Origin of the sequence: Sphingosinicella humi (assembly GCF_003129465.1) — a bacterium.
Taxonomy (GTDB): domain Bacteria; phylum Pseudomonadota; class Alphaproteobacteria; order Sphingomonadales; family Sphingomonadaceae; genus Allosphingosinicella; species Allosphingosinicella humi.
Window position 1 is genome coordinate 2,498,242 of record NZ_QFFF01000001.1, and the last position, 14,090, is coordinate 2,512,331.

The window sequence follows — 14,090 nt, forward strand, 5'->3', positions numbered from 1 at the left end:
CTACGCTCGGGACGAGCGAGACAGTGCTAAGCCTTTACCTCTAGCCGGTGCCCCGTTTCGAAATCGCTCTTCAGCAAATCCACCACCGCATCGGCCACCGCGCTGGGCGGCTTCAGCGTGGACGGGTCTTCGCCGGGATAGGCGCGGGCGCGCATGGTGGTGGCGGTGGCGCCGGGGTCGACGATGGCGGCCTTGATCGGCGCGAGATTGCGCACCTCCTCGCCATAGCTCAGCACCAGCGTCTCCAGCGCCGCCTTGGAGGCGCCATAGGCGCCCCAGAAGGCGCGGGGGTCGCGGCCGACGCTGGAGGTGATGGCGATCAGGCGTCCGCGCTCGCTCTTGCGCAGCATCGGGTCGAAAGCGGCGATCAGGGCCTGCTGGGCGAGCAGGTTCAGGGTCAGGAGCTTGTTGAACTCCTTGCCGTCGATGCTCGGGACCGGGGTGAGGCTGCCCAGCATTGCCGCGTTGAGAATGAGCATGTCGAGCGCGCCCCAGCGCTCGCGGACGGCCGCTGCGAGCCGGCCGATGCTCTCGCCGTCGGTGAGGTCGAGCGGCGCGATCGTGGCGCTGCCGCCGGTCTGGTGGATGCGCTCTTCGACTTCCTCAAGCCCCTCGGCCGTGCGGGCGGTGAGGATGACATGGGCGCCCTCGCGTCCCAGTCCCTCCGCGATCGCCGCGCCGATGCCCCGGCTGGCGCCCGTCACCAGGGCAAGCTGTCCTTCAAATCTTCCTGGCACTTACAATCTCCGAACGAGAAAGGATTCAGGGAACTACTCTAAGCGTAGCGTTCGGAGAGGAGCGCGAGCTGGTCGGCCGGCTCATGTTCCTCATGGTCGGTGAGCCGGGTCGGATAATCGCCGGTGAAGCAGGCGTCGCAATGCTGCGGCTGGGCCTCGTCGCGCACATCCTCGCCGAGCGCGCGGTAAAGGCCGTCGATCGACAGGAAGGCGAGGCTGTCGGCGTTGATGTAATCGGCCATCTCGGCGACGTTCATCTGCGCGGCGAGCAGCTTGGCGCGCTCGGGCGTATCGACGCCATAGAAGCAGCTGTGCCGGGTCGGCGGCGAGGCGATCCGCATGTGGATCTCCTTGGCGCCGGCATCGCGTAGCATCTGCACGATCTTGAGGCTGGTCGTGCCGCGCACGATCGAATCGTCGATGAGGACCAGGCGCTTGCCCTGGATGAGCGCGCTGTTGGCGTTGTGTTTCAACTTGACGCCCAGATGGCGGACGGCATCCCCCGGCTGGATGAACGTCCGGCCGACATAATGGGAGCGGATGATGCCGAGCTCGAACGGAATGCCCGATTGCTGGGCGTAGCCGATCGCCGCCGGAACGCCGCTGTCGGGCACCGGCACGACATAATCGGACTCGACAGGATTCTCGATCGCCAGCTCGGCGCCGATGCGTTTCCGAACCGAATAGACGGAGGAGCCGTCGACGAGGCTGTCCGGCCGCGAGAAATAGACATGCTCGAAAATGCAGGGCCGCGGGCGAACCGCCGCAAAAGGACGGTGCGACTTCACGCCGCGCTCCGAGACAATGATCAGCTCGCCCGGCTCGACCGAGCGGATATAGGTCGCGCCGACCACGTCCAGAGCCACCGTCTCGGAGGCAAAGATATAGGCGTCGCCGAGGCGGCCCATGACCAGCGGCCGGATGCCGAGCGGGTCGCGGCAGGCAATCACGCCTTCGCTGGTGAGGCAGACGAGGCTGTAGGCGCCCTCAACCTGTTTCAGCGCGTCGATGAAGCGGTCGAGCAGGGTCCGATAGGTGGACGTCGCGACGAGGTGGATGATGACCTCGGTGTCACTGGTCGATTGGAAGATGGAGCCGCGGCGGTTGAGCTCGCGGCGCAGCTTCAGGGCGTTTGAGATATTGCCGTTATGGGCGACCGCGAAGCCGCCCGAAGCCAGCTCGGCGAAGAGGGGCTGCACGTTGCGGAGCGCGGTCTCGCCCGTGGTTGAGTAGCGAACATGGCCGATCGCTGCTTGCCCGGCCAAGCTGCGGATGATGTCGTCGCGGTCGAAATTTCCGGCGACATGGCCCTGGGCGCGGTGGCTATGAAAGCTCTTGCCGTCCCAGCTGGTGATGCCGGCGGCTTCCTGGCCGCGGTGCTGCAGCGCGTGGAGTCCGAGGGCGACCACGGCCGAGGCCGTCTCGGCGCCCCAGATACCGAAAACGCCGCATTCCTCGCGTAATTTGTCATCGTCGAAAGGGTGGGTGGTCAGCATCGTCCTGCCTGTGCTCGCCCGGCTATGCCGCGCATATAGGAGCGCGGTTGCGGTTTGTCGCCCTATTGTCGCAAATTCGTTTTGGAAAGATGTGGCTTTCCCTACGCCGCTTGCCTGAACACAGAGTGGATGTCAGGTTTCGCACCAGGAGGCAGGATGAAAAGACTTCTGATCGCGCTGCTATTGCTCGGCGCCTGCGGCACCAGCGAGGAGCAGGCCAATCGATCCGGAGCCGAGGCCGAGGCGAACGAGGCGGTGGCGGATGCCGTCCGGACGGCGAGTCTCACCGGGCTTTACGAAGGGCGGGTCGGGGACCAGACCAACCAACTCTGCATCATCGACCGCGGCAGCGGCGACGCCCGCTTCGGCCTCGTCGTCTGGGGCGGCAACATGCACAGCTGCTCCGGCAGCGGCGGCGCGATCCGCGATGATGGGGTCCTGCGCCTCACCATGGCCGGGGACGAGACCTGCACGATCGAAGCGGCGATCGAAGGCGGCGTCGTGACGTTGCCCGATGCCGTTCCCGACGGCTGCTCCTATTATTGCGGTGCGCGGGCCCGGCTCAACGGAGCGACCTTCCGCCGCAGCGGAACCACGGCCGAGGACGCGATGAAAGCGGTAGACCTGGTCGGCGAACCGCTCTGCGCCGGCATGTCGCCGCAGTAGGTTGAGCTGGGGGAGGGGAGAAAGCGCGGCCTCGTTCGTCCCGAGCGAAGTCGAGGGGCGCTGGCACCGACTCATCACATGCGCCCCTCGACTACGCTCAGGACGAACGGATGATGTGGTCGGCTAATGTTCACTGTCTTATCCCCGTCGGCAATTGACGTTGACGTGAACGTAAACTAGCATTCCGGCATGTCGCATTCCGCTCTCCATGCCGATTTCCGCCATGCGGACAGCAGCACGCAAACCTATTCCATCACCGACCTTTGCGAGGAATTCGGCGTCACCGCCCGCGCCCTTCGCTTCTATGAGGATGAAGGGCTGATCTCTCCCGAGCGCGTCGGCCTCGCCCGCGTCTACAGTTGGCGGGATCGGGCGCGGCTCGCCTGGATCCTGCGCGGCAAGCGCGTCGGCTTCAGCCTCGCCGAGATCCGCGAGATGATCGACCTTTACGACCTGGGTGACAATCGCGAGGTCCAGCGCCGTGTCACCATCGAGAAGTGTCAGGCCCGCGTCGAGCTGCTGAACAAGCAGCGCGAGGACATCGACGCCACCATCGACGAGCTCGAGACCTTCATCGGCATGGTGAAGGCCGCCGAGCATAAGGACGGCAAGACCCGCTGGAAAAAGCGGACGCCCAAGGCCTGACCATCCCTGTCATCGCTTCACCAGGAGCCGCCAAATGCCGAGCTACACCGCCCCGGTTCGTGATACCCGCTATATTTTCGACCACCTGCTGAATCTGGAACGCTATTCCAACCTCCCGGGCTTCGAGAATGCGACGCCCGACATGGTGGAAGCGATCCTGACCGAGGGCGCGCGCTTCGCCGAGGAGGTGCTGCAGCCGCTCAACCAGGTGGGCGACGAACATGGCTGCGTCCGCCACGACGATGGTTCGGTGACCACGCCGCCGGGTTTCAAGGAAGCCTATAAGCAGTTCTGCGAGGCCGGCTGGCCGACGCTCTCGGCGCCGGCGGAATATGGCGGCCAGGAGCTGCCGCATGTGCTCGCCACGGCGCTGACCGAATATTTCGTCTCCGCCAACCAGTCGTTCGAGATGTACAACGGCCTGACCCAGGGCGTGATTGCGGCGCTGCTGGTGAAGGGGTCGGAGGAGCAGAAGGCGACCTATCTCCCCAAGCTGGTGTCGGGTGAATGGGGCGGCACGATGAATCTCACCGAGCCGCATTGCGGTACCGACCTTGGCCTTTTGCGAACCAAGGCCGAGGAGCAGGGCGACGGCAGCTACAGGATCACGGGCACGAAGATATTCATCTCGGCCGGCGAGCATGACCTCACCGACAACATCATCCATCTCGTGCTCGCCAAGCGGGTCGGGGCGCCGGACAATGTGAAGGGCATCTCGCTTTTCCTCGTGCCGAAGTTCCTGCTGAATGCGGACGGCACCCCCGGCGAGCGCAACGGCGTTGTCTGCGGGTCCATCGAAGAGAAGATGGGCATCCACGGCAACTCGACCTGCCTGCTCAACTATGACGGCGCGACCGGCTGGCTGGTGGGTGAGCCGGAGAAGGGCCTGCAGGCCATGTTCATCATGATGAACGCGGCTCGCCTCGGCGTCGGCCTTCAGGGTCTCGCCCAGGGCGAGGTCGCCCGTCAGAACGCGGTTCAATATGCCAAGGACCGACGCCAAGGCAGGTCGCTGACCGGCGCCAAGGAGCCCGAGGAGAAGGCCGATCCGCTGTTCGTCCATCCCGACGTCCGGCGGATGCTGATGGAAGGCAAGGCTTATAACGAGGCCGCCCGCGCGCTCATCCTTTGGGGCTCGCTCCAGGTCGACCTTACCCGCAAGGCGCAGACCGAGGAAGAACGCGAGGCCGCCAACGACCTCATCTCGCTCATCACCCCCGTCATCAAAGCCTTCCTCACCGACAAGGGATTCGAAGTCGCGGTGAAGAGCCAGCAGGTCTATGGCGGCCACGGCTATATCCACGAGTGGGGCATGGAACAGTTCGTCCGCGACGCCCGCATCAACATGATCTACGAGGGCGCCAACGGCATCCAGGCGCTGGACCTCGTCGGCCGCAAGCTCGCCCAGAATGGCGGCCGCGCGATCCAGGCCTATTTCAAGCTGCTGGCGGAAGAGATTGCGGCGGCCAAGGCCGACGAGGCGACGTCGGCGCTAGCGACCGCGCTCGAGAAGGCTGTCGGCGATCTCCAGACCGCGACGATGTGGCTGATGCAGAACGGCATGGCCAATCCGGACAATGCCGGTGCCGCCTCCTACAGCTATATGAACCTGATGGGGTTGGTGACGCTCGGCCTGATGTGGCTCCGCATGGCCAAGGCGAGCGCGGCCGCTCTGGCCGCGGGGGCAGCGGATGCGGACTTCCACAAGGCCAAGCTTGTCACCGCGCGGTTCTACGCCGAGCGCATCCTGCCGGAGGCGGGCGCGGAGCGGCGCAAGATCGAGTCGGGGTCGGAAAGCCTGATGGCCTTGGCCCCCGACACGTTCTGAGCTGAGCCGGCTTTAGCCTCTCGGTCCGGCGGCAGGACAAGGCTCCTGTCATGCTTGCCCGTTCCCGGCAAACGCCCTACTCTTGCCGCCCATGCTGCTTCCCGAAGACCGCGCCCAGGATCCGGTGCTTAGTCCGCGCGCGCTGAAGCGCACGGTGGTCTTGATCGTCACCTTCAGCCTGCTGCTCGTGGCGCTGGCTTGGACGGTGGTGATCGAACAGGCGCGGTTCGAGCAGCAGGAGGTCATCGCCGCCGCGATTCGCCAGAACAAGAATCGGGCCATAGCTTTCGAGCAATATGTGACGCGTACGCTGGAGGCAGCGAACGTCGCCACGCTTCACCTCAGCGACAAGCACGCCAGCATAGGTGGCACGGCCGCGAGTCCGCGCTGGATCGATGATCCCGTCGTCAACAATGACCTGTTCGACGTCGTCAGCATTGCCAACGAGCAAGGTGATATCGTCGCCACCACATGGAAGCCGCCGCCCGTCAACATGAACTCCGCAGATCGGATCGGCTTCTATGTCCACAAATCGCACGACAGCGGACGGCTATTCATCGGCGAGCCGAAGAAGGTTTTAACCGTCGGCGGTAAGGTGCTGATGACGTTGTCGCGTCGCATCAACGGGCCGGACGGCAGTTTCGGCGGCGTGGTTGGTATCCAGATGGACCCGGACAAGTTCACGGATTTCTACAATGATGCGGCCGTGCGTCCGACGGACGTCATCTCCGTCATCGGGCTCGATGGGATCACCCGGGCCCGCCGTACCGGCATGAACGCGAGCTCCGGGGAAGACTTGCGCGGTCTTCCGGTCATGAAATTTCAGGCGCAGTATCCGAACGGCTCTTATCTGGGGCCAAGTTCGCTCGACGGCGTGGTGCGGTATTTCAGCCATCGTCGCCTCGCCAACTATCCCCTGTTCGTCACCATCGGTGTGGAAAGGGATGCCGTTTTGGCGCCGCTCAATGCCAGGCGGAACGCCTATTTCCTTGCCGCAGGCCTCCTTACCCTCGGCACCGCCATCTTCGCCTGGCTGCTGATCAGCGGCCTCTATCGCCGGCAAAAGGCGGGCCAGGAGATTGCTGCGGCCAACGAGAGGCTGAGCGAGGCGCAACGAGTCGCTCAGATTGGCGACTGGGAATATGATCTGGTGAACGGCGGCATCCGCTGGTCGCCCGAGCTCTGCATGATGTTCGAGCGCGATCCGGAGGCGGGACCACCAAGCCGGGCCGAGGTGTACGCCTATTTCGACAACCAGAGCCAGGCTACGCTCGACCAAGTCCTCGATCAGGCGGTGCGGACGGGCGACACGCAGGAATATGAGCTTCGTGCCATACTTCCAAGCGGAAGAGTGTCGTATCGCAAGGTCGTTGCGGTGCCGACTCGCGACGCCGACGGCCGGGTGGTGCAGATCCACGGCACCGATCAGGACCTCACCCAGGCCAAGCTTCTGGAAATGCTCCAGGCGGAGGTGGCGCATCTGTCGCGGATCGACGCAATGAACACCATGGCGAGCACCTTGGCGCACGAACTCAACCAGCCTCTCACCGCGGCGACGAATTATCTGGTCGGCAGCCGCCGCCTGATCGACGAGATTGAGGTGGAGGAAGCGGAAGTCGTCTCAGCGGCGATGCAGGGGGCCGAGCGTCAGATCCTGCTCGCGGCCAACATCATCCGGCGGATCCGGGAGATGGTCGCGGACCAGGGCTGCGCCTACGAGGAAACGTCCCTATCGGAAATCGTCAACGACGCGCTGTCCCTGATCGCGGTTGCCAATGAATATCCAAATCTCGCATTGGTGCAGGAGATCGGGCCCGCAGCCGACTTGGTCATCGGCGACAAGGTCCAGATCCAGCAGGTGCTGATCAACCTGGTCCGCAATGCCTGCGATGCCGCCGCGGAGGTGGAGAACCCGAGAGTCGTGATTTCCAGCGAGCGCGCCGGAACCGGTCAGGTCCGGGTCTGCGTGTCCGACAACGGGCCGGGCATCTCGGAGTCGCTGGACGACCTCTTCTCTCCCTTCACAACGTCCAAAAAGAGCGGTCTCGGCCTCGGTCTCTCGCTGTCGCGCACGATCGTCGAGTCGCATGGCGGCCGCATCTGGGTCGAGCGCAATAGTGGGATGGGAACGATGATGTGCTTCACGCTTCCCATGGCGGCCGCGCCGGCGATGGCGGTCGGCTAGCCCACCCGCTCACCTCCAGACGGCATGCGTTTAGTCGAACGGTTCCGCCTGCTTGTCCGTCCGTCGAGACGCTAACCGGCGCCGTCGAACGACTCGCGCGGCGACCTCCGAAGGGGACTAGAGCATGACCCAGCCCTGAAAGGCGGTGCCGAACGCGGCGGATCCTTTCAGGCCGGAAACAGGGCGTTCTGGGAGATGCCGTCATGAACAAGTTTAACTTAGCAGCCGCCGGCTTAGCACTGGCTCTGACGGCCGTCATCGTTCCCGCCACCGCCTTTGCGCAGCGCGGGCCGATCACGGTCGAAGCCAATCTCAATCTGCCGGTCGAGTATGTCAGCTATTCGGACTTGAATATGGCCAGCGATGAAGGGCTCGATATGCTCCGTGGCCGGGTGCGCGGCGCCGCCAGGCGGCTGTGCATCGACGAAGGCGTCCGGCAATTGAAGCCGGTCTTCGAAGGCCGCCACTGCTTCACGGGTGCGATTGCGGGAGCGGAAGCCCAGATCAGCCGGGTCCTCGCCGCGCTTGATCGCGGGGAGCAGTTCGCCTCTAATCGCGCCATCGCAGTGAGCGTCGGCGGACAGTAACATAGTTCCGGGTTGGGCCGGGCGCGTGACCCCCTCCGCGTCCGTCCCTCTCGGCTATACCTCGATCAAGGCGTAGGGCCGGTCGGTCTCAGCCTTCACCACAAATTGAGCACAATTGTAGACGGGAATGCCCTTCAGCGTTTCGCCCCGAAAGCTTCCGCGATGGGCGTGCCCATGGACGACGGCCTTGACATTTTCGAAGCGATCCACCGCGTCGGCCAGACGGGATGATCCGAGGAAGGGGAATATCTCCAGCGGCTCGCCTTCCACCGTCTCGACGATCGGGGCGTAGTGAAGGACCGCGACGACCCGGTCGGTGCGCAGCGACCTCAGCGCGTTTTCGAGCTTCCTGGCCTCCTCGATCGACGCATCCACGAAAGCCTTGATGGCCGGCTCCCCGAATGAACCCAGTTCGCCTCTGCCGAAGCCGCCGACAAACCCCTTTACTCCCGCAAAACCGACGCCCCCGATCTCGACCGCCTGTTCGCCGAGCATAGTGACGCCGGCGCTGTGAAGAATGTCGGCCACCACTTGCGGCTGGCCGCATTCATAGTCGTGATTGCCGAGAACGGCGACGGCCGGGATGGTGCAGGCATGGAGGTCCTCCGCCAGAATCTCGGCCTCACGCGTCTTGCCGAAATTGGTGAGGTCGCCACAAAGCGCCAGGACGTCGGCGGCCTGCGAAATTTCGGCGAACAGGTCCCGGTAGCGGTGCTCGGAACTCTCGGTGACGTGGAGGTCGCCGATCGCGGCGACGGTGACGGTGTCAGGTTTTGCGTTCATGCCTCTCCTCGATGCCCTTGCCCACCACGTCGGCGAAGCCCCATTCGCTGATGTCGGTGACATAGTCGCGCGGGGAGAGCAGGCGCCCCCTGCAAACACGGATGTTGGCGGCGGGAAGCTCGGCCTGGGCGTGCAGCCGATCGAGCAGCTCGTCGAATAGCCAGCGCGGGATCAGATCGCGCTCCGTCGGGTAGATAAAACGGAAATTGAGGACGTGGATGAGCAGCACTTCCCAATAGAGCTCGACCGCGTTGAGGAGGCGCTTCCAGTCGATATGATCGTGCTTCTTCAGGATCACATGGGCGATGTCGGCGCCGTCGTAGCGGTAGCGGTCCTGGAGGAAGAGCTTGGAGAGGAGAAACTCGGTCGGCGGGGTGATGCGCACGGTCGTGCCGTAGACCTCGACCTCATAGACTTCCTCGAACCATTCGTCGGTGATGGCGATGCTGGCCGTCGAGATGTTGTAGATGACGTCGAAGAAGTGCGGCCCCTGCCAGACCTTGCCGATCCAGCGCTCGTCCTCCACCTCGATGACATGGCCGCGAGACTTGAAGAAGGCGAGGATGCGCGGCGCGTCGCTCGCCTTGCAAAAGACATCCAAATCCTTGGTTGGGCGGACGATGCCGGTGAAGCAGGAGAGCGCGTACGTACCCGAGAGGAGGAAAGGCACTCCCGACTCGTTGAGCAGGCCCAGGCTCCTCGAATAGAATTCGACGGCATCGGGCGGAGGCTCGAAGATCGAGGCGTCGAGGATCTGGGGCTTCTCTTCCATGGGACAAGAGAACGGCGGTGATCGACAACCGTTCCGGAACCGCTATTGGCTCACGGTGATGGAGCTGCGGCGTCGGGGGAGACGAATGTGACCGCCTTGGAAATGGGTCAGCTCAGCGTGATGCGCATCCATGCCCTGATGCTTGTGGCCTTCCTGCTGGTCGCGTCTCTCGTCGCCGAGTCGGCCTTGCGGACCGCCGTCGATCTGCCGCCCGGGTCCTTGCTGGTCGCGGTGCTGCTGCTCGCCGCCTATCCCCTCGTCGTCGCGCCGGGGCGTCGCTACCGCGCCTGGGGTTATCGCATCGATGCCGAGGAGCTCCACATCGGCCAGGGCGTGTGGACACAAGTGCACACGGTCGTGCCGCTGGCGCGGGTTCAGCATATCGACGTGTCGCAGGGGCCGATCGAGCGAAGCTTCGGAGTGTGCCGACTGGTCCTTCATACCGCCGGCACGATGCATAGCCGGGTCGTCCTGCCCGGGCTCAGGCGCGAGACGGCGGAAGCGATCCGGGACGAAGTCCGCGCCCGCATCCAGCAGGACGCCCTGTGAAGCAAGGCGCGGTCGCCGACCGGCATGTGCACCCGGCCACGGTGCCGCTCCGCTTGCTCAAGGAAGCGCCCTCCACCTTGCTCGGTCTTCCCGCCGCCTTCGCCTATGTGTCCGATGTGGGGTGGGCGACGGTGCTGAGCTTTGCGGGCCTGGTCGCCATCGTCACGATTCTGGTGAACTGGATGGTCTGGCGCCGCTTCCGCTACGGCCTGGGCGCGGGGGAGGTCGTCATCGAGAGCGGGCTGCTGCAGCGCACGCGGCGATCGATACCGTTCGAGCGCATCCAGGACGTCGACATCGAGCGGGGACCGCTCCAGCGCCTGTTCGGCCTCGCCAAGGTGCGCATCGAGACCGGGGGAGGGGTAAAGGACGAGGGGCTGCTCGACAGCGTCACTATGGCCGAAGCGGATCGGCTCCGCGCCGTCATCCGCGCCGGGAAAGGCGAGGCTCCTTGCGATGAAGATGAGCAGCGCCCTCAGCCGACCGGCCGCCTCGTCTTCGCGATGGATGCGGGACGCGTGTTCGTCTCGGGCCTGTTCAACTTTTCGCTGCTGTGGATCGCGGGCCTGTTCGCCCTGCTGCAGGCGGTCGAGGATTGGCTGCCTTTCGACATCTATGATCCGGGGCGGTGGGTCGGCCTGGTCGACCAGCGCTTTGCCGGGCGGTTCAGCACGGGCGCGATCCTCGCCGTGCTGCTGATGGCGCTGTTGCTCGGCGTCGTCACCGGCGTCGCACGAACCTTGTCGCGCGATTATGGCTTCCGCCTGACGCTGGAGGGGGAGCGGTTCCGGCGGGAGCGCGGCCTCTTCACCCGCACCGAGGCCGTGATCCCGCGTCGCCGGGTCCAGCTCGCTCGGCTTCAGACCGGGCCGCTGCGGCACTTCCTCGGCTGGTTTCAGCTCTACTTCCAGACGCTCAGCGCCGGGCGGGACGGAGGCGGTCACCAGGCGGTGGCGCCGCTGGCGAACGAAGGCGAGGTCGCGCGCATCCTCGAGGAGCAGGGCGGCTATTACGTCCCGCCTTCGTCCGAACTGACGAGGGTTTCCAGCCGCCATCTGGTGCGGGCGATGCTGAGGACGGTGGCGCCGCCGCTCGCCGCGATCCTGGTCCTCGCCATGCTGTTCCCGCTAGGCTGGGCGCTGCTGGCCGCGCTGCCGCCGCTGGTGATCGTCGCCCTCTTGGAGCGACGCTTTCATCGCTACGGCCTGGTCGGCGACCTGCTGTTCGTCCGGCGCAGCGTGTGGCGGCAGCAGCTCTGGATCGTGCCGGTCGCCAAGGTCCAGTCGCTCCGTCTCTCCCGTTCCTGGCTTCAGCGTCGGCTCGGCCTTGCGACCCTCGCCGTCGACACGGCCGGCGCGCCCGCGATCAATGCGCCGCGGATCGTGGACGTGAGCGAGGGGAGGGCGCGGGACCTCGCCGACGAGATCGCCGCGCGCCTCAGGTCTCAGGATTCCGGCAGGAAGTCCGGCACCGACAAATAGCGCTCGCCGGTGTCATAATTGAAGCCGAGGATGCGGCTGCCTTCGGGCAGCTCGGGCAGCTTCTTCTTGATGGCGGCCAGGCAGGCGCCGGAGCTGATGCCCACCAGCATGCCTTCCTCCCGCGCGGCGCGGCGGGCCATTTCCTTGGCATCGTCCGCCTCGACGGTGATGACGCCGTCGAGAATATCGGTGTGGAGGTTGGTCGGGATGAAGCCGGCGGCGAGGCCCTGGATCGGGTGCGGGCCCGGCTGGCCGCCCGAGATGACGGCGGAGAGGGTCGGCTCGACGGCGAACACCTTGAGGTCCGGCCACTCCTTCTTCAACACTTCGCCGCAGGCGGTGATATGGCCGCCGGTGCCGACGCCGGTGATGAGGACGTCGATCGGGCTGGAGCTGAAGTCGGCGAGGATCTCCCGGGCCGTCGTCGCGGCGTGGACGGCGACGTTGGCGGGATTGTCGAACTGCTGCGGCATCCAGGCGCCTTCGGTGGTGTCGACGATCTCCTGGGCGCGGGCGATCGCGGCCTTCATGCCGCCTTCCTTGGGCGTGAGGTCGAAGGTGGCGCCATAGGTCAGCATCAGCCGCCGCCGCTCCAGGCTCATGCTCTCGGGCATGACGAGGATGAGCTTGTAGCCCTTGACCGCCGCCACCATGGCGAGGCCGATGCCGGTGTTGCCGCTGGTCGGCTCGACGATCGTGCCGCCGGGCTTCAGCTTGCCGGTGCGCTCGGCATCCTCGATCATGGAGAGAGCGATGCGGTCCTTGATCGAGCCGCCCGGGTTCGCGCGCTCCGACTTGATCCATATCTCGGCCCCGTCCGCTTCCGGCCCGAACAGGCGGTTGACGCGGATGTGCGGTGTGTTGCCGATCGTCTCCAGGATGTTGGATGCTCTCATGTTCTAACTTCCTTCTGCAAGACCGCCTCGGGCGGATCGAATGTGCGAGCGCGCCTGATCTCGGGAAACCAGCGCGACCAGAGGAGGGTGACGATAATCGCCCCCGCGCCGCCGACGACGACCGCCGCCACCGGCCCGATCAGCGCCGCGAGGAATCCCGACTCCGCCTCTCCCAGTTCGTTCGAAGCCGAAATGGTGAGCAACGAGACGGCTGCAACCCTGCCGCGCTTGTCGTCGGGCGTGTGGAGCTGGATCAGGGACTGGCGGATATAGACGGAGAACATGTCCGCCGCGCCGGCGATAAAGAGCGCGACCAGCGACAGCGGCATCCATTTGGAAAAGCCGAAGACGATGGTGGCGAGGCCGAACACCACCACCGCCCCGAACATCTTGGGTCCTACGCCGGTCTTCAGCGGCTTGAAGGAGAAGTAGAGCGCGGTGAGCGCCGCGCCGGACGCGGGCGCGGCGGCGAGCTGCGAGAGTCCTGTCGCGCCGACCTGCAATATGTCGCGCGCGTAGATGGGGAGCAGGGCGGTCGCGCCGGCGAGGAGGACGGCGAAGAGATCGAGCGTGATCGCGCCGAGCACCAGCTTGTTGCGCCAGACATAATGGACGCCGTCGATGATCTGGCGAACGGGATGGCGGTTCCGGTCGATCGGGCTGCGCGGAACGGGCCCGATGAACGACAGGGCGATGAGGGCGAAGACGAACAGGAGGGTGCTGGCGACATAGGCCGCGGGCGGCATCCAGGCATAGGCGTAGCCGCCGATGGCCGGGCCGACGATCATGCCCGCCTGCCAGGCGATGGAGCTCAGCGCGATGGCGTTGGGCAGCACTTCCTTCGGCACCAGATTGGGCGCGAGCGCGGAGAGGGCCGGGCCGTTGAAGGCGCGCGCGACGCCGAGCAGCACCGCGACCGAGAACAGCACCGGCAGGCTCATCGCGTCGGCCCAGGTGAAGGCGGCGAGCGTGCCGGCGCAGAGGATCTGCAGGGCGACGGTAGCGCGGGCGACGTTGCGCCGGTCCATATGATCGGCGACCCAGCCCACCGCCGGCGTCAGCAGGAAGAGCGGCAGGAACTGGAGCAGCCCGATGAAGCCGAGCTGCGCCGCGCTGGCCGACGGCCCCATCGTCTCGCGGGCGATATTGTAGGTCTGCCACCCGATGATCAGGATCATGCCGTACTGGGCGAGGGTGGAGGAGAGGCGCGCCGCCCAATAGGCGCGGAAATTGGGGATGGAGAGGGGGTGCGGGTGGGCGCCGGTCATCGGGCTGCGCTTAGCTGTCGGCGGGCGAGGGGGCAATCGGGCCGGTAAAGCTTACAACCGTGACACATGCCATGCGCTCCGCCGGCCTTGGCCATTTTGTCGGGTTTGCGATGACGAAGCAGCCGATGAGGTGATGGAACGGGACGAAAGCGGGCCGCCGAATGGTCGCAATGTTCGCACTGCGGCGCGCTTTTCCA

The 14,090-nt window shown here is 65.4% G+C and carries 13 protein-coding genes; 7 read left to right on the forward strand and 6 right to left on the reverse strand.

Annotation, left to right across the window (positions count from 1 at the left end; translation table 11 throughout):
* Window positions 1-26: 26 nt before the first annotated feature.
* Complete coding sequence (locus DF286_RS12245) at window positions 27-737, reverse strand: SDR family NAD(P)-dependent oxidoreductase (RefSeq protein WP_109271695.1); 711 nt, start codon at window positions 735-737, stop codon at window positions 27-29.
* 38 nt (window positions 738-775) lie between these two features.
* Window positions 776-2,233: an amidophosphoribosyltransferase gene (gene purF, locus DF286_RS12250; protein WP_109271696.1), complete on the reverse strand. Its 1,458-nt coding sequence runs from the start codon at window positions 2,231-2,233 to the stop codon at window positions 776-778.
* A 156-nt stretch (window positions 2,234-2,389) separates the two neighbouring features.
* Here purF and DF286_RS12255 point away from each other — a divergent pair, with 156 nt between their 5' ends.
* The 5 genes from DF286_RS12255 to DF286_RS12275 all read left to right on the forward strand — a co-directional run bounded on the left by DF286_RS12255 (window position 2,390) and on the right by DF286_RS12275 (window position 8,144).
* Window positions 2,390-2,899, forward strand: coding sequence for a hypothetical protein (locus DF286_RS12255; RefSeq protein ID WP_109271697.1), 510 nt, complete (start codon window positions 2,390-2,392; stop codon window positions 2,897-2,899).
* Between the two features lie 189 nt (window positions 2,900-3,088).
* Window positions 3,089-3,544, forward strand: coding sequence for a MerR family transcriptional regulator (locus DF286_RS12260; protein ID WP_109271698.1), 456 nt, complete (start codon window positions 3,089-3,091; stop codon window positions 3,542-3,544).
* Between the two features lie 34 nt (window positions 3,545-3,578).
* A complete protein-coding gene (locus DF286_RS12265) occupies window positions 3,579-5,372 on the forward strand; it encodes an acyl-CoA dehydrogenase C-terminal domain-containing protein (RefSeq protein WP_109271699.1) in 1,794 nt (597 codons plus the stop codon).
* 91 nt (window positions 5,373-5,463) lie between these two features.
* Window positions 5,464-7,557, forward strand: a complete 2,094-nt coding sequence (locus tag DF286_RS12270; protein ID WP_109271700.1) for an ATP-binding protein — start codon at window positions 5,464-5,466, stop codon at window positions 7,555-7,557.
* Between the two features lie 203 nt (window positions 7,558-7,760).
* Window positions 7,761-8,144, forward strand: a complete 384-nt coding sequence (locus DF286_RS12275) for a UrcA family protein (protein WP_109271701.1) — start codon at window positions 7,761-7,763, stop codon at window positions 8,142-8,144.
* 54 nt (window positions 8,145-8,198) lie between these two features.
* On the opposite strand, the gene DF286_RS12280 is transcribed toward DF286_RS12275, so the two are convergent.
* Together DF286_RS12280 and DF286_RS12285 are read right to left on the reverse strand one after the other, a co-directional pair.
* Window positions 8,199-8,927, reverse strand: a complete 729-nt coding sequence (locus tag DF286_RS12280; protein WP_207790030.1) for a metallophosphoesterase family protein — start codon at window positions 8,925-8,927, stop codon at window positions 8,199-8,201.
* Window positions 8,911-9,699 (reverse strand): nucleotidyltransferase family protein, encoded by a 789-nt coding sequence (locus tag DF286_RS12285; protein ID WP_109271703.1) that lies wholly within the window; start codon window positions 9,697-9,699, stop codon window positions 8,911-8,913. The genes DF286_RS12280 and DF286_RS12285 overlap by 17 nt, the downstream gene beginning before the upstream one ends.
* 87 nt (window positions 9,700-9,786) lie before the next feature.
* Between DF286_RS12285 and DF286_RS12290 the strand changes: the two genes are divergently transcribed.
* The gene (locus tag DF286_RS12290; RefSeq protein WP_146193621.1) at window positions 9,787-10,248 is read left to right on the forward strand and encodes a PH domain-containing protein; all 462 of its coding nucleotides are present in this window, start codon (window positions 9,787-9,789) and stop codon (window positions 10,246-10,248) included.
* Window positions 10,245-11,729 carry a PH domain-containing protein gene (locus DF286_RS12295; RefSeq protein WP_109271705.1) on the forward strand — a complete coding sequence of 495 codons (1,485 nt, stop codon included), beginning with the start codon at window positions 10,245-10,247 and terminating at the stop codon, window positions 11,727-11,729. The genes DF286_RS12290 and DF286_RS12295 overlap by 4 nt, the downstream gene beginning before the upstream one ends.
* On the opposite strand, the gene cysK is transcribed toward DF286_RS12295, so the two are convergent.
* On the reverse strand, window positions 11,693-12,625 hold the full coding sequence (cysK, locus tag DF286_RS12300) for a cysteine synthase A (protein ID WP_109271706.1): 933 nt from the start codon (window positions 12,623-12,625) through the stop codon (window positions 11,693-11,695). The genes DF286_RS12295 and cysK overlap by 37 nt on opposite strands.
* Window positions 12,622-13,893, reverse strand: a complete 1,272-nt coding sequence (locus DF286_RS12305) for an MFS transporter (RefSeq protein ID WP_109271707.1) — start codon at window positions 13,891-13,893, stop codon at window positions 12,622-12,624. The genes cysK and DF286_RS12305 overlap by 4 nt, the downstream gene beginning before the upstream one ends.
* Window positions 13,894-14,090: the final 197 nt, after the last annotated feature.